This is a genomic window from Xenophilus arseniciresistens (assembly GCF_028023875.1).
Taxonomy (GTDB): Bacteria; Pseudomonadota; Gammaproteobacteria; order Burkholderiales; family Burkholderiaceae_C; genus Xenophilus; species Xenophilus arseniciresistens.
The window spans coordinates 171,804-194,521 of the sequence record NZ_JAQIPB010000002.1 but is presented as its reverse complement, the minus strand read 5'-3'; the positions used below and the strand labels follow the sequence as shown (position 1 = coordinate 194,521).

The following is a 22,718-nucleotide window of genomic DNA, read 5'->3' as shown; positions in this document are numbered from 1 at the left end:
TCCTGGTTGCTGGGCTATTCGGGTGAGCACACCGACATGCCGTTGCCGAAGAAGCATTCATGCGAATGCATCGATGCCGAACGTCCACGGGTCGTCCCTGGGTGTGCTACCAAGCGGTATTCTGGGCACTCGGCACATACGCGTCTTGCCCGCCAGTGCATGGCGAGTTGACTTTGTATGCACAAGGCAAAATCCGGTTGACCGCAGCCGGACGCTACATCGTTAGCGGGCCGTTTTCTTGGTGTAATTTCGGATTCAGCGCCAGCTATCGTTGCTCCCTTTGACCATGTTGAAACCCGTCGTCACTGTTCCTGTTTTTGCCGTGCATGGCCTGCTCGACGGCGCGCGCAGCAAAGGACTGGCCACCGAGTCCTGGCTGGATGGCGTTCTGGCGCAGGCCCGCATCGCCGAGTCGCTGCTGCATCTGGAGCAGTCGCGTGTGACCATAGAGCAATACATCGCACTCTTCAGTGCCGTGAAGAACAGCTTGGACGACGAATGCCTAGGCCATCTACACGGTCGGCCGTTGCGCTGCGGCAGCTTTGCGCTGATGGCTCGCTCTACGCTCGGGGCCAAGACGCTGGCAGCCGCCTTGCAGCGCGTGAGTGCATCCTTCGCCCTGCTGCAGGACGACGTGGCGCTTGTGCCCGTCTCTGATGGCTTGCTCAAGGGTGCTGCTCTGGACGTGCGCCACGCTCTGGGCAAACATTCAGACTTCCTGCACGGGCTGCTGTTGCGCGTTTTCTGGCGTCTGCTGGTATGGCTGCACGGCGGCCGACTGGTGCCCAGAGGGCTCGATTTTGCCTTCGAGCCACCGCCGCGTGCCGCAGACTATGCCCAAATCTTCTCGGGCACGTTGCGGTTCGGGCAGGCGCGGTCGGCGGTCTGGTTCGAGGCATCCGCATTCACGCAGCCGATGCGCCGTGACACCGCCGCGCTCCAGACCTTTTTGCGTGCCACACCGGGCAACCTGATCGGCCCGCGTCTAATCGAGCGGACAGCCAGCGCGCGGGTGCGCGCGCTATTGCAGCAAGCGTGCCCGGAGTGGCCCGATCTGACTGTCGCCGCGCAGCGCTTGCACATGTCGGTCAGCGCACTGCAGCGGCATCTGGCCGTGGAGGGCAAGTCCTTTCAGGTGCTGAAGGACGAGTTACGGCGCGACATGGCGATCGTTCGGTTGACCAGCACCGATGCCGCGCTGAGCGCCATCGCCGCCGAGTTGGGGTTCGCCGACGGCACCGCCTTCCAGCGGGCCTTCAAGTCATGGACCGGCAGCACGCCAGGCGTCTATCGTTCGCGCACCCAAAAAACGTAGCGCTGCTTCGACGCGGTCGCACTCAAAGCGACGAGCACAGATGCCCGCCATCCACTGGCACGCAGGCGCCGGTCATCCACGACCCGGCCTCGGTCGCGAACAGCAGGAACAGACCGTTGAGCTCCTCCGGCTTACCCAGGCGGCGCATCGGGATGCGCTTGATAAGCGCCTTGCCATGGTCGGTATCCCACATGGCATCGGTCATCTCGGTGTCGATGTAGCCCGGCTCGATGGCATTGACGCGAATGCCGTGGCGCGCCCATTCGAGCGCCAGGCTCTTGGTCATGTGCACGACTGCAGCCTTGGACGTGGCATACAGCATGGCGCCCGGCATCACGCGTTCGCCCAGGATCGATGCGATGTTGATGACTGAGCCTCCCCGCCCCGCATCCACCCAGCGCTGCGCGGCACGCGCGGCCACCAGCCACACGCCGCGCACGTTGGTCTCCATCAGCGAGTCGAAGTCGGACGCAGGCAGCGTGAGCGACAAGGCGTCGTTGGAAGCCCCGGCGTTGTTAACCACCACGTCGAGGATGGTGCCCGAGGCGTCTATCTCGGCGAAGGCGTCGTCGATGGACTGCTCGGAAGCCACATCCATTTCCAGCACCGTGACCTGAGGCGAACCGAGCTTTTCGAGTTCCTGGGCGAGTTTGTCGAGCCGCGCCTTGCGCCGCGCCCCAATCACTACCTTGGCCTTGCAATCAGCAGCCAGCCGAGCGAAGTTCTCGCCCAGGCCCGACGAGGCCCCCGTGACCAGCACCCGCTTGCCTGCCAGCATTGCACCCAGATCCATCATCGTCTCCTTGCATCTTCAGTTCGCCGTCGATGCCGGGAGGTTAGCGCAGGGCCGCTCGGCTGCGGGGTTGCCTCGCTCCCCCATCCGTCGAAAGAGGTGCCTTGTCAGTTGATCGAGACCATCCGTCATTGCCGCGCCAAGCACCGCTGCCTACGATTGCCTGTATGCCTTGGGTACCCTGAGCGCCGCACGAAAGCACGCCACGGTGTCGACGCTCCGGTCCCGATGGGCTGCGGCGTCTGGGGGCAGATTCAGGAGACGACAAGTGCTGCAACAGTCACCCATGGGTTGGTCCATCGACCATGCGCCCATCGAGGGCAGGATAGATGCGACGGAAGCGATCCTCAAGGACTCCTTCCAGCGCTGGAGTCTTTCCTCCCCGGCGAAGCCTGCTGCATTCCAGGCGAAGTTGCGGCGACACGAACTCGCCGGAGCCTCCTTGGTATGCACCGTGACCGGTGCTTGCGTCGAGCAGTCTCCTCCTGGACATTCGTCATTCGACGATGAGTTCTGCCTGGGGCTGCAGCTGAACCTGAGCGGCCGAGTACAGTTGCAGCAGTGGGACACGCCAATCTGCGAGGGCGACATGTTCCTCTGGCGTACCGATCAGCGGCAAGACTATGAGGTGCTGGAACGAACCCACAGCGTGTCGTTGATGATTCCCTGGCAGCTCATGCGCGAGCATCTACCGGGCCGCAAGCAGCCGCCCGCAGCCTGCCGCATTGACAGTCACACAGGCGTGGGCTCACTGCTCAGCCAACACCTGATGGGGTTGGCAAAGGAGATCGGCGCCGTGCCGCCCTCCGCCCACGTCGCCCTTTGCCGCACGGTGATCGGGCTTCTGGACATTGCGCTGCCAGAGCCGGAGAGCGCCACTCGATTCACGGCCATGGCCGCGTTGCGCGAACGAGTACTTGCCTACATCGCCCAGCATTTTCAAGAGGATGACCTGAGTCCGGCACGCATCGCCGCGGCGCACGGTATTTCACTGCGTTACCTTCATGCGCTGTTTGCGCAGGGCGATACCACGGTGGTCGGCCACATCCTGGAAAGCCGATTGCAAGCGTGCTGGCGGACACTCGTTGACCCGGTCTGCCGGCATCTGCAGGTCTCGGCGATCGCCTTTCACTGGGGCTTCAACTCCACCAGCCATTTCTGCCGCGCATTCAAACAACGCTTTGGAGTGTCGCCCAGCGATGCACGCGGCATGACTGCTCACGGCTCCGCCATCGGCCCGGTCGAGTCAGCCGGGCTTTCCCTTGCACACGCAAAGTCAACTTGCCATGCACTGGCGGGCAAGACGCGCACGGGCTGAATGCCGACCATATGCCCTGGACAGACTGAGAACGCAGAGATTCGACGCTTCGCCCGCCCCGTTGTGGGTATGCGGGCATGACCCGGGGCCGCATCGCTGGCCAAGTTTTCAAACCTTCATCGTACAAACCTTCTGAGGAGCGCTCCCATGCTGCCGCAATTGCACCGTCAACCCTGGATGGACAGCGACATCGAGACCTTTCGCGACCAGGTGCGCCGCTACATCGCCGCCGAGATGGCTCCGCACCTGCCCGCTTGGCGCGAACAGGGCTACGTCCCGCGCGAGACCTGGCGGCCCTTCGGCGAGATGGGGTTCATGCTGCCCGAAATGCCCGAAGCCTACGGCGGCACCGGGGCCAGCATTGCCTACCAGCTGGTGGTACAGGATGAGTTGACCAGAGCGGAAATGCCCAACAACGTCCAGGTGAACAGCATCGCTGCGCACTACATCATGGACTACGGCACCGAGGAGCAGAAGCAGCGCTGGCTGCCCAAGCTGAGCAGCGGCGAGATGCTGCTCGGCATTGCGATGACCGAACCCGGCTGCGGGACGGACCTCAAGGCCATCGCCACCCGCGCGCGCCGTGATGGCGACCACTACGTGATCGACGGTGCCAAGACCTTCATCACCAACGGCTACACCTGCAATCTGCTGATTGTGGTCGCACGCACCGGCGAGGCGGGCAGCCGAGGCCTTTCGCTGATCGTGGTGGAGACCGAGAACCTGCCAGGGTTCCGCGTGGGCCGCCTGCTCGACAAGATCGGCCTGCATGCGTCGGACACCGCCGAACTCTTCTTCGACGGGGTGCGCGTGCCGGTCGATCAAGTCCTGGGGGGCGTCGAAGGGCTTGGTTTCAAGCAGTTGATGGGCCAGTTGCCCTACGAACGCATGACCATCGCCGTGCCTGCGGCGGCCATCATCGACCGGGCCCTGGAACTCACCGTCGAATACACGAAGGAGCGCAAGATTTTCGGCGCACCGCTGTTCGAGATGCAGACCACGCGCCACAAGCTGGCCGAGATCGCCACCACCGCTCACGTGGTGCGCACCTTCGTCAACGACTGCATCCAGCGGCTGCTGGACGGAAAGCTCGACGCCGAAGCCGCGTACATGGCCAAGTGGTGGTGCAGCGAGCAGCAGTGCCGCGTGGTGGACGAGTGCCTGCAGATGTTCGGCGGCTACGGCTACATGTACGAATACCCGATCGCGCGCATGTACACCACCTCGCGCGTGCAGAAGATCTACGGCGGCGCGAACGAGGTCATGAAAGAACTGATTGCGAGGAAGCTGTGAACGCCTCGCACACGCTGCAAAAGCCACTGCACGGCGTCCGTGTGGTGGAGTTCGAAGGGATCGGGCCGGGCCCGCTCGCCGCCATGATGCTGGCCGACATGGGTGCCGAGGTGATTGCGCTGACACGGGCCGAGCAGGCCGCCGGGGCGCAGCCGCTGGGCGGGGCGGCGGCCAACCCGCTGCACCGGGGCAAGACGGTCGAGATCACCGACCTGAAGTCGCCCGGCGGCAAGGCGCGCGCCCTGGATCTGATCGGCCAGTCCGACGTTCTGATCGAAGGCTTTCGCCCCGGCGTGATGGAACGGCTGGGGTTCGGCCCCGCCGAATGCGCGGCGCGCAACCCCAAGCTGGTCTATGGCCGGATGACGGGCTGGGGCCAGGACGGCCCGCTCTCCCGGGCCGCTGGCCACGACCTGAACTACGTGGCGCTGACGGGCCTGCTGTCGCTGTCGGCGCGCAAGGGGCAGATGCCCATCGTGCCGCCCTCGGTGCTCGGGGACGCGGCCGGGGCGCTGGGCATGGCCTTCGGTGTCGCCTGCGCGCTGGTCGATGCGCGCGGTAACGGTAGGGGCAGTGGCCGCGGCCGGGTCGTGGATGCCGCCATCATCGACATCGTGGCCATGATGGGCACGCTGGTGCATTGGATTCGCGCCAATGGACAGATCGACGGCACGAAGCCGAGCCCGTTTCACGATTCGCCGTTCTATGACGTGTACGCCTGTGCCGACGGCGGCTTCATCAGCCTCGCGGTGGTGGAGCCCGCGTTCCACGCACTGCTGCTGTCGAAGCTGGGCCTGACGGACGTGAACCCTGCCGACCAGTACGACACGACGACGTGGCCAGCGCTGAAGGAGCGCATTGCGGCCCTCATCCGCAGCCAACCCAGGGCGCATTGGTGCGCGTTGCTCGAAGGCAGCGACGCCTGCTTCGCGCCCGTGCTCAGCCTGGCCGAGGCGGCGCGGCATCCGCACAACGCGGCACGGGGCATCTACCAGACCACCCCCTCCGGCGCCATCGAGGCGGCCCCGGCCCCACGGTTCCAGGCACTCAACGCAATTACTTAGGAGACCAGAAAATGACCAGCACCACCCAGCCCATCCGCGGCTGCCCGTCCACCACGGGCAACGAACGCCAGCTCAACACCACGACGCTGATCCGGCACGCCGCGCGCACCCACGGGGACCAGGAGATCGTCTACCGCACACCCGATGGCGGCTGGGATCGCTACACCTATGCCGACTGCTACGCGCGCGTCTGCCGCAGCGCCAATGCGCTGCGCGCGCTCGGTGTCGAGCCGGGCGACCGCGTCGGTGTGCTGGACTGGAACAGCCGGCGCCACTTCGAGCTGTACTGGTCCATCCCCGGCCTGGGCGCGGTCATGCTGCAGATGAACCTGCGCCTGGGCGCCGAGGACCTGGGCTACGTGGTCGGCCACAGCAAGGTGTCCTACGTTTGCGTGGACGAGTCCTTGCTGCCGATCGCCGAATCCGTCGCAGCGAACTCGCCCCAGATCAAGGGCTGGATCGTGATGACCGACAAGCCGCTGGACCAGATCAAGACTACGCTGAAACCGCTGCTGCACTACGAAGACCTGCTGGCCGCTGCTGACGCCAAGATCGACTGGCCCGAGATCGACGAAACCTCGGCTTACAGCGCCTGCTACACCACCGGCACCACGGGCAAACCCAAGGGCGTGTACTACTCGCACCGCGGCATCTACCTGCACTCCACGGGCATGGCCACCAACATGGGCATGACGCTGGATGACTGCGTCATGCTCATCACGCCCATGTTCCACGGGCAGTGCTGGGGCTTACCACAGGCCGCCACGCTGCTGGCCGACAAGATCGTGCTGCCGGGACGCTACGCTGCCGAGGACACCAAGCCGCTGGTCGACACCATGATTGCCGAGGGCGTGACCATCACCAACGGCGCACCGGCCATCTTCCAACCGATGCTGCAGTACATCGAGACGCTGCCGGTCAAGCCGGACTTCAGCCGCATGCGCATGCTGTCCGGCGCGAGCGAGCCGCCGCTGTCGATGATGATCGGCTTCCACGAACTCACAGGTGCCGAGGTGGTGCACGGCTACGGCGCCACCGAAGCCACGACGCTGGTGACCGTCAACCGCCTCAAGCCCACGTTGAGGAAGCGCTTGACTCAGGACGAGCGGTGGAATCTCAAGCGCAAGCAGGGCCTGGTCCTGACCGGCGTGGACATCCGCATCCTCGATGCCAACGACCGGGATCTGCCGCACGACGGCCAGTCGGCCGGCGAGATTTGCCTGCGCGGCCCCTGGATCACGACCAGTTACCACGACATGCCCGATTCCGGCGATCGCTTCCTGGAGGGCGGCTGGTGGCGATCGGGCGATGTCGGCACGGTGGACGAGAACGGCTACCTCAAGGTCACCGACCGCATCAAGGACGTGATCAAGAGCGGTGGTGAATGGATCTCTTCCATCGACATGGAAAACCTGCTCATGGGCCACCCGGCCGTGCGCGACGCCGCGGTTGTCGGCATTCCTCATGCGAAGTGGCAGGAACGGCCGCTCGCCCTGGTTGTGCTGAAGCCCGGCCAGCAGGCGACCCAGGAACAACTGCAGCAACACCTGACCAGCGCTTTCGCCAAGTGGCAGTTGCCCGACCAGGTCCTGTTCGTCGAAACCATCCCCAAGACCAGCGTCGGCAAGCTTGACAAGAAGCGCATACGCGTCGAGCACGCGGGCCGCTACACCGAGTGAGCCAACCCTTTGCTACAGGAGAACAACATGAATGGTCATGAACCCGTTATCGTCGGTGCGCTGCGCACCCCCGTGGGTAAGCGCGGCGGACGCTTGCACAAATGGCATCCCGTCGACCTGATGGCCGAGACGTTGCGCCAGTTGGTCGAGCGCTCCGGCATCAACCCGGCGGATCTAGACGACGTGATCGTCGGCTGCGTGCTGCAGTGGGACCAGCAGCACGGCAACCTGGGGCGACATGCCGTGTTGGCGGCGGGGCTGCCAGAGTCCGTGCCGGCGGTGACGGTCGATCGGCAATGCGGCTCAGGCCAGCAGGCGGTGAGTTTTGCCGTGCATGGCATTCAGGCGGGCGCCTACCAGTTGGCCATCGGCGGGGGGGTGGAGTCGATGTCGCAGGCGCCGCTGCCGCCGTCGTTCAAGCCCGGCGCGCCGCTCGGTTCGCAATACAGCCCGCGCGAACTGGCGCGCTACCAGGACAACCCGCTGATACCGCAAGGCGTTTCGTCGGAGTTGCTGAACACGCGCTTCGGCATTACGCGCGAGACCCTGGATGCCTCTGCCGTGCGCAGCCATCGGCGCGCCACCGAGGCGATGCAGGCCGGCCGCATCAAAGATCAGCTGGTGTATCTGACCGAGGACCCGGCCGACCCGAACAGCCCGGTCGTCGCGGCCGACGAGGGCGTGCGCGCCAACCCCGACCCCGAGAAGATGGCCACGCTGAAAGCCGTGTTTGCCGCCAACGGCACCACCACCGCCGGCAACTCGTCGCAGGTCAGCGATGGTGCCGCCGCGCTGTTGATCGCCAGCCGCGCCTATGCCAAGCAGCACGGCCTGAAGCCGCGTGCGCGCTTCGTCAGCACCGCCGTGGCCGCCGCCGACCCGGTGATCCAGTTCACCGCCGTGCTCGACTCCACTCGCAAGGCACTGAAGGAATCGGGCCTGACCATCAACGACATCGACCTGTTCGAAGTCAACGAGGCTTTCGGCGGCGTGCCGCTGATGTTCCAGCAGGAATTCGGCGTCCCGGACGACCGCCTAAACGTCAACGGCGGCTCGATGGCCATCGGCCATCCGCTGGGCTCCACTGGCGCGCGCATGCTCACCGACCTACTGTACGAGCTGGAGCGCCGGGGCGGCCGCTATGGCCTGCAGACCATCTGCGAGGCTTCGGGCACGGCCAACACCACCATCATCGAGCGGCTGGCATGAGCGGGGCCAACATGAGCGAATCCAGCGAAGTGCTCGTCGGCCGCGAAGGCGCCATCGTCACCTTGACCATCAACCGCCCGCGCGCGAAGAACAGCCTGAACCGCGCGGTATTCGATGGCCTGTGCGCGCAGTTGGCGCAACTGCGCGACGACGATGCCGTGCGAGCCGTCGTCATCACCGGCGCCGAGGGCGTGTTTTGCGCGGGCGCCGACATCACGGCCTTTGAAGTGCTGCGCGCTGCGCCGCTGCTGGGCGACCGCTCGGCAACGGGCTGGGACTTTTTTGCGGCGCTGGGGCGCTTCCCCAAGCCCGTCATCGCGGCGGTGGAAAAGGTCGCGCTGGGCGGCGGCACGGAACTGGCGTTGGCCTGCGACATCGTGGTTGCTGGCGAGTCCGCCAAGTTCGGTGTGCCGGAAGTCAAGCTGGGCGCCATTCCCGGTGCCGGCGGCACCCAGCGCCTGGTTCACGCCATCGGCAAGTCCAAGGCGATGGCTCTGCTGCTGACCGGCGATTTCATCGACGCCCGCAAGGCCTGCGACGTCGGCATCGTCGCCGAAGTGACTGCTGACGGTCAGGCCCTGCCGACGGCGTTGGCGATGGCCAGCCGGATTGCGGCCAATTCGCCGCTGGCCGTGGCGCTCGCGAAAGATGCGGCCTTGGCCAGCTTTGAAACTCCGCTCGCGCAGGGCCTGGAGCATGAGAAGCGCAATTTCGTTGTCGCTTTGCGTTCGGCCGACAACCTGGAAGGGCAAGCGGCATTCCTGGGCAAGCGCACCCCCAAATTCACCGGCCAATAACGCCTGTCTGTCATCTTCAAGGAAAAACCATGCAACTCAATTCCGGCATTTCTGCCGTCATCACCGGGGGGGCTTCCGGCCTGGGGGCCGCCACGGCCCGGCGTTTGGCCAGCCATGGCGTCAAGGTCGCCATCTTCGACATGAACGAAGCCGTCGGCCAGGCGTTGGCCAGCGAGCTTGGCGGTGTTTACTGCAACGTGGACGTGACGTCCGAGGAGCAGGTGGACGCGGCCTTCGCCAAAGCCCGTGCCGCGATCGGGCAGGAACGCATTCTGGTCAACTGCGCCGGCACGGCCGACGCCGTCAAGACCGTCAGTCGCGACCGGAAAACGGGCGAGATCCGCCCGAGTGCGGTGGATCGCTTCAACCGCATCGTGCAGATCAACCTGGTGGGCACGTTCCGCTGCATTGCCAAATCGACGGCGGGCATGCTGGCGCTGGAACCGCTGGCCGACGGCGACCGCGGCGTCGTGGTCAACACCGCTTCGGCCGCTGCGGTGGACGGCCAGGTCGGCCAGGCCAGCTATGCCGCCAGCAAGGCCGCCGTCATGGGCATGACCTTGCCGATCGCACGCGACCTGATGGACGAAGGCGTTCGCGTCAACACCATCCTGCCGGGGATCTTCGGCACCCCCTTGCTGCTGGCCCTGCCGGACAACGTCAAGCAGGCGCTGGCGGCCAGCGTGCCCTTTCCCAAGCGTTTGGGCGACCCCGATGAATTCGCGCAGGCCGTCGAGTTTCTGGTCACTTGCGGCTACATGAACGCTGAGTCCATCCGCGTGGATGGGGCCCTCCGCATGGCGCCGCGCTGACGCCTTGAACCCTCGAAGAGCTGCGCATGATGTCGTCAACCCGAGAAAGCCACGCGACGGGAGCCTGGAATGTCAGGGGGTCGGCCACGGGTGCCTGCAAGTCATGGCGTGATGTCGATCCGCAGCTCGGCAGGAGCGTCATTCGCCATGATTGACCTGCATTACGCACCGACACCCAACGGCTGGAAGATCTCCATCCTGCTGGAGGAACTCGGACTTCCCTATACGGTGACTCCGGTCAACATCCGCGCTGGCGAGCAATTCAAGCCGGAATTTCTGGCGATCAGCCCGAACAACCGCATTCCGGCCATAGTGGACCATGCGCCGCTCGACGGCGGCGGCCCGCTTTCGGTGTTCGAGACCGGCGCCATCCTGGTCTATCTGGCCCAGAAAACCAACCGCTTCCTGCCCACGGATCTGCGCGGCTTCACCCAAACCATGCAATGGGTGATGTGGCAGGTGAGCGGACTGGGGCCGATGCTCGGCCAGCATGGTCACTTTGCGCTGTATGCGCAGGAAAAGATCGCCTACGCGATCGAGCGTTACCGCGACGAAGCGGCACGGCTGTATCGCGTGCTCGATACCCAGCTCGGCAAGACCGGCGCCTATGTCGCTGGCACCGAGTACGGCATCGCCGACATCGCCTGCTTTCCCTGGACCATGACCCACAAGGCCCAAGGCTTCACGCTCGACGACTTTCCCCACCTCAAGCGCTGGTACGCCAGCGTGCGCGGCCGGCCCCAGGTGCAAGCGGGGCTGGCGGTCGGCAAATTCGAGCAAGAGCCGCTGGACGACGAAGCGAGAAAGAACATGTTCGGCCACAAGGCCAGGGAGCTGGCGGAACGGAGCGCCATTCCGGGGCGCGAGTAGCGCGATTCCGGAATCCAGTGACGCCCCAAAAACACAGGAAACACCATGATCGAATTCTTCTTCGACTGCTCCAGCCCCTGGACTTATCTCGCCTTTCATAACATCCAGCCGCTCGCCAAGGAGCTTGACGTTGAGATCACATGGCGGCCGATCCTGGTCGGCGGCATCTTCAACACCATCAATCCCACCGTCTATGCCTCGCGCGAGACGCCGGTGCCGCAGAAGGCCCGCTACCTGAAAAAGGACCTAGCGGATTGGGCCCGCTCGACGGGGCTTGCGATCAAGATGCCGCCGACGGTGTTTCCCGTCAACAGCGTGAAGGCGATGCGCGGCTGCATCTGGCTCGGCAACGACATGGCGCCGTTTGCCCGCGCCATATTTGAAGCCTATTGGGGCGACGACCAGGACATCTCGCAGGACGCGGTGCTGGCGCAGGTGTGCCAGCGCGTTGGCATCGAGCCCGCCCAATTCTTTGCAGGCATCGGCGAGCAGGCGATCAAAGACCAGCTCAGGGCCAACACCGATGAGGTGGTCGCGCGCGGCGGCTTTGGCTCACCGACCATCTTCGTGGACAAGACTGACATGTATTTCGGCAACGACCGCATGCCGCTGATGCGCGAAGCCGTGCTGCGCTTGCAAGGGAAGGCGGCCTGATGCCGCAGGCCAGGGTTCACCCATCCATCCATTCATCTCACCACCACCACAGGAGACACCATGCAAAAAAGACAATTCATCACCATGCTTTCCGGCGCCATGCTGACCGGCGTTTCTGGCCTGGTCCGCGCGCAGGGCGCGGGCACCCCGGGCGTGACGGATCGCGAGATCAAGATCGGCTCGACCGGACCGCTCAGCGGCCCGGCCGCAGGCTATGGCGTCGTCGGCAAGACCATGTCTGCATGGTTTGACCTGGTCAACGCCGAGGGCGGCGTGAATGGGCGCCAGCTCAAGCTGGTGCTGGCCGACGATGGCTACAGCCCGCCGAAAACCCTGGAGCAATCGCGCCGCCTGGTGGAGCGCGATCAGGTGGCTTTTCTCGCGGCGCAGATAGGCTCGTCCACTGGGCTGGCGTCGCGCAGCTATCTCAACAACGCCAAAGTACCGCAACTCTTCGTTTCGTCCGGCTCCGCCACGTGGCTGGATGATGCGGCTAAGTTCCCCTGGAGCATGGGCTGGCTGCCCCTGTACACCGACGAAGGGCGCACCCTGGCCAGGCACATCCTGCAGACGCGGCCCAACGCGAAGATCGCCATGTTCTACCAGAACGACGACGCCGGCAAGGATGTGCTGCGTGGCGTGAAGGAGGTTCTGGCTGCCGCCGGGAAGAAGCTCATCAGCGAAGAGTCGCATGAGGTGTCGGATCCGACGGTGGACTCGCAGATCGTCTCCATGCATGCCTCGGGCGCGGACGTGCTGGTGGCGTGGGGTTCGCCCAAAGCCACCCTCCAGTCGCTGCGCAAGACCCACGACATCGGCTGGCGCCCGGCCATCTACATCAACCCGAGCGCATCTTCGGTGCCCGCGGTGCTGACTCCGGTGGGGCTGGACAAGGTCAAGGGCATCATGAGCGCCGCGTTCCTCAAGGATCCGAGCGATCCGACCTGGAAGGACGACCCTGGTGTCCTGGCCTGGCATGCCTTCATGGACAAATACAACAAAGGCGCGGCCAAGGAGTACCTCACCGTGCTCGGTGCCTGCCTTGGGCAAGTGACAGTGCAGTTGCTCAAGCAGTGCGGCAACGACCTCTCGCGCGAGAACATCATGCGGCAGTCGCGCCGCCTGGACATGGATTTGCCCATGATGCTGCCGGGCCTGCGTGTCAAGACCAGCGACGCCCGCCCTCACCCGATACCGGACATGCGCATCCAGCAGTTCGACGGCACGAGCTGGAAGGTGATGCCGTCCTGACGGGGCGAGCGCAGCGATGGAACCCATTCTTTCCGTACGCGACCTGACGATCCGCTTCGGCGGTGTCGTCGCGCTGGACGCCTTCTCGATGGACGTGCCCGAGGGCTGCATCTTCGGCCTGATCGGGCCGAACGGCGCTGGCAAGACGACCTGCTTCAACTGCATCAGCGGCCTGTACCAGCCCACCCACGGCAGCGTGCGCTTCGGCCAGGCCGAGTTGACGCGCCTGCCGCGCCACGGCGTGGCACGGCTGGGTCTGAGCCGCACCTTCCAGAACGTGGCGCTCTACCCCTCGCTCACGGTGCGCGAAAACGTGATGGTGGGTGCGCACGCGCGGCTGCCGGTGTCGATGCTGGGTGCCGCGCTGCGCTCGCGCGCCGTCCGTGCCGCCGAGGAAGAAATCGCGCACTCGGCTGACGCGGCCCTGGCCACGCTGCGGCTGTCTGACTATGCCGACCGGGGCGTGGCGGAACTGCCAGTGGGCATCCAGCACCGCGTGGAAATCGCGCGGGCGCTGGTGACGCGGCCCAAGCTGCTGCTGCTCGACGAGCCCGCCGCTGGCCTCACCGCTGGCGAGGTCGATGAACTGCGCGACGTGCTGCTGCGCCTGCACGAGGAGTTGAAGCTGACCATGGTGGTCGTGGAGCACAACATGCGCTTCGTGATGAAGACCTGCTCCGACCTCGCGGTACTGAGCTTTGGCCGCAAGCTCGCCCAGGGCTCGCCCGAGGAAGTGGCCAACAACGACGCCGTGCTCGATGCCTATCTGGGAGGTGTGCTGTGACCCAACGGCTTGAAATCCGCAACCTCGCGGTGGCCTACGGCCGAACGGCGGTGGTGCATGGCATCGACCTGCACGTGCAGGCCGGCGAGATGGTGGCGCTGCTCGGCGCCAACGGCGCGGGCAAGACCTCCATCCTGCGCGCCATCAGCCACCAGCAGGTGACTGCCAAAGGCACGCTGCGCTTCGAGGGCCAGGACATCATCGACATGGCCGCGCCCGCCATCGCCTCGCTGGGCATCGCCCACGTGCCCGAAGGGCGCGGCACCTTTGGCGACCTGACGGTGCTGGAGAACCTGCGCGTGGGCGCCATCCACCGCCGCGACAAGGACGGCATCGAGCAGGACATCGCCCGGATGCAGACGCTGTTTCCCAAGCTGTCCAGCCGCGCGAAGCAAGCGGCGGGCACGCTCAGCGGCGGCGAGCAGCAGATGCTGGCCATCGCGCGCGCGCTGATGATGCGCCCCAAGATGCTGCTGCTGGACGAGCCTTCGTTCGGCATCGCGCCGCGCGTGACGCAGGAGATCTACGAACTCCTGCACCAGTTGCGCGAAACCGAGCACCTCACGGCGCTCATCGTGGAGCAGAACGCCCAGGTCGCGCTGAACCTAGTCAACCGGGCCTATGTGCTCGAAAGCGGGCGCGTCACTGCCCAGGGCACCGCAGCCGAGCTGCGCGAAGACGACGCCGTGCGCCGCAGCTACCTCGGCCACTGATCAAAAAGAGGTTCATCACCATGCAAGCATTCCTTCACCAGATAGCTTCGGGCCTGGCGGCGGGCGGCATCTATGCCAGCCTCGCCATCGCGCTCGTGCTCATCTATCGCTGCACTTCGTCCGTCAACTTCGCGCAGGGCGAACTGGCGATGTTCTCCACCTATATGAGCTGGGCGTTGGTTCAGGCGGGCGCATCATGGTGGGTGGCCTTCGCCGTTGTGGTCGTGGGTTCCTTCCTGCTCGGGCTGGCGCTGGAGCGGGTCATCTTCCAGCCCCTGCGGCACAAGCCGGTGCTCTCGGTCGTGGCGGCCAGCATCGCGCTGCTCATCATCTTGAACAGCCTGGTCGGCTGGCTGTTCGGGCATGAGATGCTGGAGTTCGCCACGCCGTTCGGTGGCGTCCTCAGCCGTGCCGAACCCTATCTGTCGGCCCACGAGGTCGGCGTTCTGCTCGTCACCCTGGCCGAACTGGCGGCGGTATTCGCGTTCTTCCGCTTCACCCGGTTCGGCCTGGCGATGCGTGCGGTGGCGGTGAACGCGCCGTCGGCGGAACTGTCGGGCATCAGCACCAACAAGGTGCTGGCCGTGGGCTGGGGTCTTGCAGCGGTGGCCGGTGCCGTGGCGGGGCTGATGGCCGCGCCCATCGTGTTCCTGGAGCCGTCGATGATGATGGGGCCGCTGATCTACGCACTGGCGGGCGCGCTGCTGGGCGGCATCGCCAGCCCTGTGGGCGCCGTGGCCGGGGGCTTCGCCGTCGGGGTACTGGAGAACCTGCTGGGCGCCTACGTGGTCGGCAACGACCTGAAACTGACTTGCATCATGCTGTTGATCATCGCGATGCTGGTCTTGCGGCCCGCCGGGATCTTCGGCAAGACGGCCCAGGTGAGGGTGTGAGCATGAGTACCATGAACGCCCCACTCAACATCCGCCCGGCGGCATCGCCCACCTGGTTGCGCTGGACGGCCTCGGTGGTCGGGCTCGCGCTGCTGGCCTGGTCCTTTAGTTGGCAAAGTTATCCGCTGTACGTGATGACGCAGGTGCTGATCTACGGCATCGCCATCATGGGCCTGAACCTGCTCACCGGCTACACGGGCCAGATCTCGCTCGGCCACAGCGCCTTCTTCGCCATCGGCGCCTACGCCACGGCGGTGCTCTCGCACCACCTGGGCTGGCCGTTCTACGTGGGCGTGCCGGTGGCGGCGCTGCTGTGCTTCGCGGTCGGCTTTCTTTTCGGGTTCCCGGCACTGCGGCTGCCGATGCTCTACCTGGCGCTGTCCACCTTCGCGGTGGCGGTGGTGACGCCGCAGGCGCTCAAGTGGAAGAAGATCGAGTGGCTGACCGGCGGCGTGGCGGGGATCGTCCTGGAAAAGCCCGTGTTCCCAGGCATGCTGGCCGACCGGACGGACTGGGCCATCATGGCTTGCGTCGCGGTCTGTGCGCTGTGCGCCTTCCTGCTGGCGCGGCGGATCCTCGGCGCGCAGTTCGGCCGCCTGGTGGACGCCTCGCGCGACCAGCCGCTCGCGGCGGCGGCGGGCGGGCTCGACATCACCGCCCTGCGCACGCAAATGTTCGGCCTCAGCGCGGCGTTCACCGGTCTGGCCGGCGCTCTGAGCGCGGTGGCTACCCAGTTCGTCGCACCCGAGAACTTCCCCTTCCTGCTCTCGGTGTCCTTGCTGGTGGGCAGCTTCGTGGGCGGGGTGCGCAGCCTGTGGGGCGCCTTCCTGGGGGCGGCCTTCATCGTGCTCACGCCCAACCTGGCCGAGAGCGTGTCGCAATCCGCCCCGTGGATGATCTTCGGCTTCGCACTGCTCGCGATGGTCTTCCTGGCACCCAATGGCTTGAGCGGCTGGATCACCGGCCTCTGGCGCAGCCGCGCCAATTCCTCATCCACCCGACCGTAGGCGCTTTCCATGCAGCCCGTCTTCGTCGCTGGCACGGGCATGACCCGTTTCGGCAAGCACATTGACTGCGGTCTCAAATCGCTCGCCGCCGAGGCGATTGGCGAAGCCATCGCCGATGCGAGTATCACTTCGTCCCAACTGCAGGCGGCCGACATGGGCAACGCCGCTGCCGGTGTCATGGCCGACCAGGTGCTGATCCCCGGACAGGTGGCGCTGCGCGGCATGGGCATCGGGCGCATTCCGGTCGTCAAGATCGAGAACGCTTGTAGACGCATCACTTGAAGTGAGTGCTCGATATGCTGCTGGCTTCAGATAACAGATAAGCCCTGTTGCCGTCGGATTTGCCAGGATACACGGCCGTCATGTACCTGCGCAGAAATCGGCATACCGAGTCGTTGTTCGATGACAGGCCTCCATGGCACCAGGCTGAACCCCATGCCGTCATCGAGCATGGCGTAGCGCCCGCTGGCCAGCATGACGCTGCGGCGGTAGATGCCGGCCACGCGCTGCCCGTCGGCCGCCGTGCGATGTTCCAGTCCGGTGTCGGCGGCAATGTCCTTCGCGGCCTGTGCCACCTCCCGGTTGCGCAACGTGCCCAGCAGATTGCGCACCAGGATCACGCGCTGCCCGCGCCGCTCGGCCAGCCCCTGTTCGGCCAGGAAGTCGGCGCGCTGCTGCATTGCCCGCTTGGCCTCGCCGCCAAAGCCCAGGTCGCCCAGGACCGAGCCGCCGCCGATCAACTGCTGGTCAAGCCAGGTGGCCCCGACCACGCGGGCCTGCCGCTCGATGGGCAGGTGCGATTTCAGCTCCACGGCCACGCCGCCCAGGCGCTGCGCGTCGTAGCGACGGCCCTGATCGGGCAGGTCGCCCGGCACCTTCCATAGCCCTTCGGCCACGCGCTCCACGATGCCTGCCCGGCGCAGGGCTTCCAAGCGCCGGACGTGGGCCGCGACGACTTCCTGCGGATCGCGGCCCGGTACGGCCTGGCCCTGCGCGATAGCAAGGTGGTGGTCGGTGCGGTACAGGCCATCGCTCGCCAGCACGGCGATGTTCTTGTCAGCCGCGCGCACGTCGGCCGATCCCTTCACCTCCACCACGGCGCCGGTGGGATAGTTCGCCAGCTCGTCGCGGGTGTTGAGCGCGACGTAGTGGGCCTTGCCGTCCACCCCGTCGATGACCAGATAGCCGCGGTCGCGCAGCTCGTCGGCCAGCCCCTTCGCGGCCACGCGGCCGAGAATGGTTCGGCTATCGTCGCCCGGCTCGAACACCGCCAGTTCGCGCGGCTCGCCGCGCATGGCACGCTGCATGGTGCGGATGATGTCGCCACGCTCGCCCAGGGCGCGCAAGGTCTTCTCGGCATCGGCATGGACGGCCCAGGTGCCCGGCTGCGCCTCGTCGGCCAGTCCCAGGCGCTGCAAGCGTTGCAGGCGGCCGATCAGCAGCAGGCGTTGGCGTTGCAGCTTCGGTTCGTTGAAGCGTTCGATCTGCACCCGGCCGTCTTCGCCGGCCTCGCGTTGCAGCGTGCGATCCAGGCTCGTCCACCGCTCCTGCTCCACCTCGCGTTGCAAGGTCTGCTGGATCTCCAGTTCGGTGCGCGGCCCCAGCCATTCGGTCGCCAGTTCAGCGGCACGATGGCGGAATCCATCAGCGATGTAGTCGCCGGCGATGATGAGGTCTTTGCCGGTGTCGTCGCGCCCGCGCACGATCAAATGCGTGTGGGGGTTGTCGGTGTTCCAGTGATCCACCGCCACCCAATCCAGCCGCGTGCCCAAGTCAGCTTCCATGCGGTTCATCAGATGCCGCGTGTAGGTGCGCAGGTCGTCCAGTTCGGCCCCGTCCTCGGGCGAGACGATGAAGCGGAAATGGTGCCGGTCGTCGGCGCAGCGTTCCTTGAAAGCATCCAGATCGGCTTCGTCGGTCTGCGGCCCATAGGCCCGGCCTGGCTCGCCATCACGGCCCACACCATCGCGCTCGATGTAGCGCAGGTGCTTGGCGAGCGATTGCGGGCTGGCCCGCTGCTGGTTGACCAGCAAGGTTTTGATAGTCACACGCCGCGACATGGGCGTGAGCTTCGCGCCCGCAAACCGCGCCGCCGTATGGCCGCGCCCCAGGCGTGAGCCGGGCCGCTGGCCGGTGGCCTTGCCGCCGATGGCCGATGCCGGACGGCGCACCGAGGACTTGCCGCCACTGGCCTTGCCGGCCTGCTGGAGCACCTTGGAAACGAAGCCCTGGCCGCGGTTTTTTGGAGCGCTGGGGCGGATGCGGAAATCGTCGTCGCGGCGGTTGATCATGACTTCTCTCCCTGAAAGCTGGGGCGTAGTCCGTCGTGCGAAGCACGCGGACAAGCCCATATCGACGCGGGCCACGCGCCACAAGCAGCACGGCGGCGAAGCCGCTGCGTGCCGCGCCGCCCCCACGTGCAGACAGGCTTTCGACGCGGCCCGGTGCCGCGTCCTTTTGTCTTGCCTTCCGCATTTGCCGCCCCTGGCACCCCAGGCTCTCGCTTCCGGCACGTGCGGCCCGGCGGCGCTGCTGCACCCGCAGCCAGCGCCCCGGCGAACACGGCGGTGGCCGCAGGCCAGCCGTGTTTGAGGCAAGACGCCTGCACGTGGGACGGCTGCGCCGGAGGCAGCGCGAAGTGCGGTGCCGGATACGCAGAATCGGCACCTGCACTGCACTGCACTGCACTTCACTGCACTGCACTGCACGCGCGACGACACGGCGACAAACAGCAGAACGACACGCCCGATGGCACGATGAGATGCACGGCGACGTGCAGCGAATCGGCGGCCATCATGGGCGCGACTCCAGCCAGACCGGGCGCGCAACGCCGATCACGGCGGATGCGCTGACCGGCCCGAAATACCGGCTGTCGAACGACGCCGGATTGGTGACGCTGAGCAGGAACAGCTCGCCGGACTCAAGGCGGCGGCACTGCGGCCAGGATAGCAGCGGCCGGCCCCAGCGATCAGCTGGCAGCACGGCGGCCGAAGGCACGCCGTCGATGCGGACAAAGCCCCTAGTGATGCACACCTCTTGTGGCGCCATCGCGCCCACACGCTTGAGCAGCGGGATGCGCGTCGGCAGGTAGCCGCGCTGCGCAGCGAGCGCGGCAGCTTCGGCGGGCAGCGGCACCAGCACGATGCTGCCCACGTGCAATGGAGGTTGCAGCGGACGTAGCGGCGAGCTGGTGCGACGGTCGAGTGGATCGACGCGATACCAGCCGACCGCTACGCTGTCCGACGGGTTGTAAGTCAGGCGCGGCAGCGGGTGCTTGAAGGACGCCCAGGCCAGCGCAGCGAGGCCGAAGGCGGACAGGCCCGCCAGCACGAGGCGAGCGCGCAAACGTGAGTGCGCTGGCGAGCGAGAAAGGGATGCTGTTGTGACCGTCATGACAGCGCCCTCCCGGCTAGCCAGGCGGCGTGCCGCTCGGCGGTGTACTCGGGCAGCGGCAAGCGCGCCGCGAGCCGGTTGCCCAGCGTGCGCCAGTACGCGGGCGAGGCGCCTGCAGGCGCGATGCCCAGCGTCTCGATGCCGTCGATGCGCTCCAGCACGGCGCGCACCGACTGTTCACCTTCGATGTGCAGCAACAAGCGCGCGCCCGGCTGCACACCGGGGATGCGCTGCGCGCCATCCATCGGCATGCACGCTTGCATCACCATGAGCTGCCAGCGGATCGTGCCGTAGTCATTGGCCTGCCAGCGAATGCGGCAGAGAACCGCGTTCGGCGTGAACACCGCGCAGCGACGCCAGCGGTCGAACCGGATGATGCGCGCAGGATCGCCGAAGCGCAGATAGAGGTCGAAGCGTTGGTCGATGTAGGCGAGTGCAACGCGCGTCAGCGGCACGCCGTCGGCTTGGCCGATCGGCGGGGCAGATGAAGGCGGCAATGCTGTCGAAACTGGTGTGGTCATGGAGACTTCTCCGGAAATTCCCGCTCCAGCAGCGCGCGCAACAGATCGGCCACCGTCACGCCTTGCGTGAAGGCCGATACCTTGATGCGCGCCCGCATGGCGGGCGTAATGTCGAGGGTCAGGCGGGCCGTGTAGAGGTCGCCTTTCTGGAGGTCATCGGCGCTGCCCTGGCGAATCCACGCCTCGGCGTGCGGATTCGCGGGCGGACGCGCACCGATGCCGATGCGCTTGCCCGAGCGTTTGCTGGCGGTACTGCTCATGACGGCCACCGCAGCAGTTCATCGACCAACGCGGTGATTTCGCGGGCGGCGACGCTGCCAGGCGCCGTTTCGCGTGCGAGCCGGCCAGCGGCCACGCTGTCGGCGAACACGATGCGCTGATGCACTTCCGCGCGCAGCGCAGGAAGCGGCTGCTCGGCCAGCGCGCCGCGTGCCTCCCGTCCGATCACGGTGGTGCTGACGCGCCGGTTGATGACAAAGGCCGCGCCGAGCAGCGGCCGGAACACCTGCGCCTCGCGGATCAGCGCCACCATCTCGGCACTGGCCCACAGGTCGTAGGGACTGGGCTGCACGGGAATCAGCACGCGCTCGGCCGCCAGCAGCGCGGAGCGCGCCAGCGCCGCGATGCGTGGTGGCCCGTCGATGACGACGTGATCGGCCCGCCTGGCGAGTTCTGGCGCTTCCTGGTGCAGGGTTTCGCGTGCAAGGCCCACAGCGCTGAACAGCCTTGGCAAGCCTTGCTGGCTGCGGCGCTGTGTCCAGTCCAGCGCGGAGCCCTGCGGATCGGCATCCAGCAGGATGACCGACTGCCCGCGCATCGCCAGCTCGCCGGCGATGTGGGTGGCGAGCGTGGTCTTGCCCACACCGCCTTTTTGGTTGAGCAGCGCGACGATCATGGCCTGGACCTCCCTGCTGGAGAACCTGGCTGTCGCTGCTGGTTTTCGTGGCTCTCGTTCGCCAGTTGGGTGGTTGTCCACCGAAACGCGGCGCTGCTACTACCAGTTAGAGAATTTAAGTTAGGGAAGTTAAGGGAGGCCGAAACCCGCGCCAGCATTGGCTTTGCGGCCGATGGACACGCCTGATAGCACGATAGTCCCACGCCTGATAGCACGATACCGGGCACGCCTGATAGCACGAGCCCGTCCACAGGACGCGCACCGTTTATCCCCGTGCCGTGGGCGGCACGGGACGCATGGGACGGAAGGTCAGCAGCTCGGCGCCATCCAGCCGCTCGATCCCCAAGACGTAGCCCGGCAGCGACTGCCGCGCTACCAGCGCGCGCAGGTCGCAGGCAAAGTCGTAGGGCTTGGCCGTGCTGCCCGACTTGCGGTGCAGGTGCCGGAAGTCGAACTGCCAGCCGCCAGGCTGGTGGCCGCCGTGCTTGCGCACCAGGCGGTACAGCCAGCGCTCGATCCCGCCCGTGAGGCGGAAGTACGCCGGGTCGATGGTCAGCACCAGAGCGGCATCGAGCACGCCCGCATAGAACCAGTCCGGCAGGATCAGCTCCAGCCCCAAGGGCGTGCCTTTGGCATCGGCCAGCTCCTTCCACTCGTTGATCCACGAGAAGCGGTGCAGGCGCCGCCCAGTCGTCTCGCGGATCGACGTGGCCACCGTGGTGGATTGCAAGCGATCTAGGGCTGCCTTGAGGCGCTGGTAGTCGCGCAGCGACGTGCCGCGCCCGATGAAGCGCAGGATCTCGTAGGGCGTGGCCTGCATTAGCCGCGACGGGCGCAAGCCCGCGTCGCGCGCTTCCACGATCTGGCTGGCCGCCCAGATCAGCACGTCGGCATCCCAGATCGTGGCGATGCCGTGCTCCTGCGTGCCCTCTACGCGGATCGTGATGCCGCTGGCGCGAAAGTCGATCGGCGCGACGCGCCGCGACTTCGCCAGCGAGAAGAACGGAAAGGCCATCAAGTCCTGGCTGTCGCGCGGCGCCATGTCGCCCGGCAAGGCGCGGAACAGGTCGAGCTGTTCGCGCTCCTGCATCGGTCGCTGCCGCATTGGCAGCGCAGGGCTGGACATGGCGAAGGCCACCCGCGCGCCAGTGATCAGCGCGCACGGCTGTCCGCCGAGTGCTGCTCGGCGTATTCGGGATCGGACGTGCTCTCGAAGCTGCGCTCGGCGGCCCAGGCATCGAGGTCGGCCACTGCGTACATGACGCGGCGGCCGAACTTGCGGAACTTGGGGCCGCCACCCAGCACGCGCTGCTTTTCCAGCGTGCGCGGCGACAGCCGCAGGTACTCGGCAGCCTCGTCGTTGGTGAGATAACGTTGCGGCTGTGCAGCAGTGGCCGGGGTAGCTGCGGGTGCGGCGGTAGGCCGCAAGGGAGCAGGACGCATGGTGAGAACCTCCA

24 protein-coding genes are annotated in these 22,718 nt (G+C 66.3%); 16 read left to right on the top strand and 8 right to left on the bottom strand.

The window, feature by feature from the left end:
• Positions 1-286 precede the first annotated feature (286 nt).
• Entirely contained in the window at positions 287-1,315 is a 1,029-nt protein-coding gene (locus PGB34_RS05480; protein WP_016452525.1) for an AraC family transcriptional regulator, read from the top strand.
• Between the two features lie 22 nt (positions 1,316-1,337).
• On the opposite strand, the gene PGB34_RS05475 is transcribed toward PGB34_RS05480, so the two are convergent.
• Positions 1,338-2,108: an SDR family NAD(P)-dependent oxidoreductase gene (locus PGB34_RS05475; protein WP_271427067.1), complete on the bottom strand. Its 771-nt coding sequence runs from the start codon at positions 2,106-2,108 to the stop codon at positions 1,338-1,340.
• Positions 2,109-2,394: 286 nt separating this feature from the next.
• Between PGB34_RS05475 and PGB34_RS05470 the strand changes: the two genes are divergently transcribed.
• From PGB34_RS05470 to PGB34_RS05400, 15 genes are all read left to right on the top strand, one after another.
• Positions 2,395-3,426 carry a helix-turn-helix domain-containing protein gene (locus PGB34_RS05470; protein WP_271427066.1) on the top strand — a complete coding sequence of 344 codons (1,032 nt, stop codon included), beginning with the start codon at positions 2,395-2,397 and terminating at the stop codon, positions 3,424-3,426.
• A gap of 147 nt (positions 3,427-3,573) precedes the next feature.
• A complete protein-coding gene (locus PGB34_RS05465) occupies positions 3,574-4,719 on the top strand; it encodes an acyl-CoA dehydrogenase family protein (protein WP_016452528.1) in 1,146 nt (381 codons plus the stop codon).
• Entirely contained in the window at positions 4,716-5,783 is a 1,068-nt protein-coding gene (locus PGB34_RS05460; protein WP_271427065.1) for a CaiB/BaiF CoA transferase family protein, read from the top strand. Before PGB34_RS05465 ends, PGB34_RS05460 begins: the two co-directional genes overlap by 4 nt.
• Before the next feature lie 11 nt (positions 5,784-5,794).
• On the top strand, positions 5,795-7,462 hold the full coding sequence (locus PGB34_RS05455; protein WP_271427064.1) for a long-chain-fatty-acid--CoA ligase: 1,668 nt from the start codon (positions 5,795-5,797) through the stop codon (positions 7,460-7,462).
• A 27-nt stretch (positions 7,463-7,489) separates the two neighbouring features.
• Positions 7,490-8,671 carry a thiolase family protein gene (locus PGB34_RS05450; RefSeq protein WP_271427063.1) on the top strand — a complete coding sequence of 394 codons (1,182 nt, stop codon included), beginning with the start codon at positions 7,490-7,492 and terminating at the stop codon, positions 8,669-8,671.
• Between the two features lie 11 nt (positions 8,672-8,682).
• A complete protein-coding gene (locus PGB34_RS05445) occupies positions 8,683-9,468 on the top strand; it encodes an enoyl-CoA hydratase-related protein (protein ID WP_271427062.1) in 786 nt (261 codons plus the stop codon).
• Between the two features lie 29 nt (positions 9,469-9,497).
• On the top strand, positions 9,498-10,280 hold the full coding sequence (locus PGB34_RS05440; RefSeq protein ID WP_271427061.1) for an SDR family NAD(P)-dependent oxidoreductase: 783 nt from the start codon (positions 9,498-9,500) through the stop codon (positions 10,278-10,280).
• A gap of 147 nt (positions 10,281-10,427) precedes the next feature.
• Complete coding sequence (locus PGB34_RS05435; RefSeq protein WP_271427060.1) at positions 10,428-11,150, top strand: glutathione binding-like protein; 723 nt, start codon at positions 10,428-10,430, stop codon at positions 11,148-11,150.
• A gap of 45 nt (positions 11,151-11,195) precedes the next feature.
• Positions 11,196-11,804 (top strand): 2-hydroxychromene-2-carboxylate isomerase, encoded by a 609-nt coding sequence (locus PGB34_RS05430; RefSeq protein WP_271427059.1) that lies wholly within the window; start codon positions 11,196-11,198, stop codon positions 11,802-11,804.
• 60 nt (positions 11,805-11,864) lie between these two features.
• Positions 11,865-13,055: an ABC transporter substrate-binding protein gene (locus PGB34_RS05425; RefSeq protein WP_271427058.1), complete on the top strand. Its 1,191-nt coding sequence runs from the start codon at positions 11,865-11,867 to the stop codon at positions 13,053-13,055.
• A 16-nt stretch (positions 13,056-13,071) separates the two neighbouring features.
• On the top strand, positions 13,072-13,839 hold the full coding sequence (locus PGB34_RS05420) for an ABC transporter ATP-binding protein (protein ID WP_271427057.1): 768 nt from the start codon (positions 13,072-13,074) through the stop codon (positions 13,837-13,839).
• A complete protein-coding gene (locus PGB34_RS05415; RefSeq protein WP_026062538.1) occupies positions 13,836-14,552 on the top strand; it encodes an ABC transporter ATP-binding protein in 717 nt (238 codons plus the stop codon). Before PGB34_RS05420 ends, PGB34_RS05415 begins: the two co-directional genes overlap by 4 nt.
• Before the next feature lie 20 nt (positions 14,553-14,572).
• Complete coding sequence (locus PGB34_RS05410) at positions 14,573-15,445, top strand: branched-chain amino acid ABC transporter permease (RefSeq protein WP_016452539.1); 873 nt, start codon at positions 14,573-14,575, stop codon at positions 15,443-15,445.
• An 11-nt stretch (positions 15,446-15,456) separates the two neighbouring features.
• A complete protein-coding gene (locus PGB34_RS05405) occupies positions 15,457-16,452 on the top strand; it encodes a branched-chain amino acid ABC transporter permease (protein WP_271427056.1) in 996 nt (331 codons plus the stop codon).
• 9 nt (positions 16,453-16,461) lie between these two features.
• Positions 16,462-16,734: a thiolase family protein gene (locus PGB34_RS05400; protein WP_271427055.1), complete on the top strand. Its 273-nt coding sequence runs from the start codon at positions 16,462-16,464 to the stop codon at positions 16,732-16,734.
• A 26-nt stretch (positions 16,735-16,760) separates the two neighbouring features.
• Here the strand turns inward: PGB34_RS05400 and PGB34_RS05395 are convergent, their stop codons facing one another.
• The 7 genes from PGB34_RS05395 to PGB34_RS05365 form a co-directional block, all read right to left on the bottom strand.
• Positions 16,761-18,743: a relaxase/mobilization nuclease domain-containing protein gene (locus PGB34_RS05395; protein WP_271427054.1), complete on the bottom strand. Its 1,983-nt coding sequence runs from the start codon at positions 18,741-18,743 to the stop codon at positions 16,761-16,763.
• Positions 18,744-19,245: 502 nt separating this feature from the next.
• Complete coding sequence (locus PGB34_RS05390; RefSeq protein WP_035884629.1) at positions 19,246-19,845, bottom strand: S26 family signal peptidase; 600 nt, start codon at positions 19,843-19,845, stop codon at positions 19,246-19,248.
• Complete coding sequence (locus PGB34_RS05385) at positions 19,842-20,366, bottom strand: DUF2840 domain-containing protein (RefSeq protein WP_026063021.1); 525 nt, start codon at positions 20,364-20,366, stop codon at positions 19,842-19,844. The genes PGB34_RS05390 and PGB34_RS05385 overlap by 4 nt, the downstream gene beginning before the upstream one ends.
• Complete coding sequence (locus PGB34_RS05380; protein ID WP_271427053.1) at positions 20,363-20,626, bottom strand: chromosome partitioning protein ParB; 264 nt, start codon at positions 20,624-20,626, stop codon at positions 20,363-20,365. Before PGB34_RS05380 ends, PGB34_RS05385 begins: the two co-directional genes overlap by 4 nt.
• Positions 20,623-21,261, bottom strand: coding sequence for a ParA family partition ATPase (parA, locus tag PGB34_RS05375; protein WP_035884630.1), 639 nt, complete (start codon positions 21,259-21,261; stop codon positions 20,623-20,625). The genes PGB34_RS05380 and parA overlap by 4 nt, the downstream gene beginning before the upstream one ends.
• 265 nt (positions 21,262-21,526) lie before the next feature.
• The gene (locus tag PGB34_RS05370; RefSeq protein ID WP_271427052.1) at positions 21,527-22,387 is read right to left on the bottom strand and encodes a replication initiator protein A; all 861 of its coding nucleotides are present in this window, start codon (positions 22,385-22,387) and stop codon (positions 21,527-21,529) included.
• A 26-nt stretch (positions 22,388-22,413) separates the two neighbouring features.
• A complete protein-coding gene (locus tag PGB34_RS05365; protein ID WP_026063033.1) occupies positions 22,414-22,704 on the bottom strand; it encodes a helix-turn-helix transcriptional regulator in 291 nt (96 codons plus the stop codon).
• Positions 22,705-22,718 lie beyond the last annotated feature (14 nt).

Excerpts from the sequence above, each read along its gene's own strand:
- PGB34_RS05480 (WP_016452525.1), top strand. The coding sequence starts at position 287 with ATGTTGAAACCCGTCGTCACTGTTCCTGTTTTTGCCGTGCATGGCCTG.
- PGB34_RS05475 (WP_271427067.1), bottom strand. The coding sequence starts at position 2,108 with ATGGATCTGGGTGCAATGCTGGCAGGCAAGCGGGTGCTGGTCACGGGG.
- PGB34_RS05470 (WP_271427066.1), top strand. The coding sequence starts at position 2,395 with ATGGGTTGGTCCATCGACCATGCGCCCATCGAGGGCAGGATAGATGCG.
- PGB34_RS05465 (WP_016452528.1), top strand. The coding sequence starts at position 3,574 with ATGCTGCCGCAATTGCACCGTCAACCCTGGATGGACAGCGACATCGAG.
- PGB34_RS05455 (WP_271427064.1), top strand. The coding sequence starts at position 5,795 with ATGACCAGCACCACCCAGCCCATCCGCGGCTGCCCGTCCACCACGGGC.
- PGB34_RS05450 (WP_271427063.1), top strand. The coding sequence starts at position 7,490 with ATGAATGGTCATGAACCCGTTATCGTCGGTGCGCTGCGCACCCCCGTG.
- PGB34_RS05445 (WP_271427062.1), top strand. The coding sequence starts at position 8,683 with ATGAGCGAATCCAGCGAAGTGCTCGTCGGCCGCGAAGGCGCCATCGTC.
- PGB34_RS05440 (WP_271427061.1), top strand. The coding sequence starts at position 9,498 with ATGCAACTCAATTCCGGCATTTCTGCCGTCATCACCGGGGGGGCTTCC.
- PGB34_RS05435 (WP_271427060.1), top strand. The coding sequence starts at position 10,428 with ATGATTGACCTGCATTACGCACCGACACCCAACGGCTGGAAGATCTCC.
- PGB34_RS05430 (WP_271427059.1), top strand. The coding sequence starts at position 11,196 with ATGATCGAATTCTTCTTCGACTGCTCCAGCCCCTGGACTTATCTCGCC.
- PGB34_RS05425 (WP_271427058.1), top strand. The coding sequence starts at position 11,865 with ATGCAAAAAAGACAATTCATCACCATGCTTTCCGGCGCCATGCTGACC.
- PGB34_RS05420 (WP_271427057.1), top strand. The coding sequence starts at position 13,072 with ATGGAACCCATTCTTTCCGTACGCGACCTGACGATCCGCTTCGGCGGT.
- PGB34_RS05410 (WP_016452539.1), top strand. The coding sequence starts at position 14,573 with ATGCAAGCATTCCTTCACCAGATAGCTTCGGGCCTGGCGGCGGGCGGC.
- PGB34_RS05405 (WP_271427056.1), top strand. The coding sequence starts at position 15,457 with ATGAACGCCCCACTCAACATCCGCCCGGCGGCATCGCCCACCTGGTTG.
- PGB34_RS05400 (WP_271427055.1), top strand. The coding sequence starts at position 16,462 with ATGCAGCCCGTCTTCGTCGCTGGCACGGGCATGACCCGTTTCGGCAAG.
- PGB34_RS05395 (WP_271427054.1), bottom strand. The coding sequence starts at position 18,743 with ATGATCAACCGCCGCGACGACGATTTCCGCATCCGCCCCAGCGCTCCA.
- PGB34_RS05390 (WP_035884629.1), bottom strand. The coding sequence starts at position 19,845 with ATGACGGTCACAACAGCATCCCTTTCTCGCTCGCCAGCGCACTCACGT.
- PGB34_RS05385 (WP_026063021.1), bottom strand. The coding sequence starts at position 20,366 with ATGACCACACCAGTTTCGACAGCATTGCCGCCTTCATCTGCCCCGCCG.
- PGB34_RS05380 (WP_271427053.1), bottom strand. The coding sequence starts at position 20,626 with ATGAGCAGTACCGCCAGCAAACGCTCGGGCAAGCGCATCGGCATCGGT.
- parA (WP_035884630.1), bottom strand. The coding sequence starts at position 21,261 with ATGATCGTCGCGCTGCTCAACCAAAAAGGCGGTGTGGGCAAGACCACG.
- PGB34_RS05370 (WP_271427052.1), bottom strand. The coding sequence starts at position 22,387 with ATGTCCAGCCCTGCGCTGCCAATGCGGCAGCGACCGATGCAGGAGCGC.
- PGB34_RS05365 (WP_026063033.1), bottom strand. The coding sequence starts at position 22,704 with ATGCGTCCTGCTCCCTTGCGGCCTACCGCCGCACCCGCAGCTACCCCG.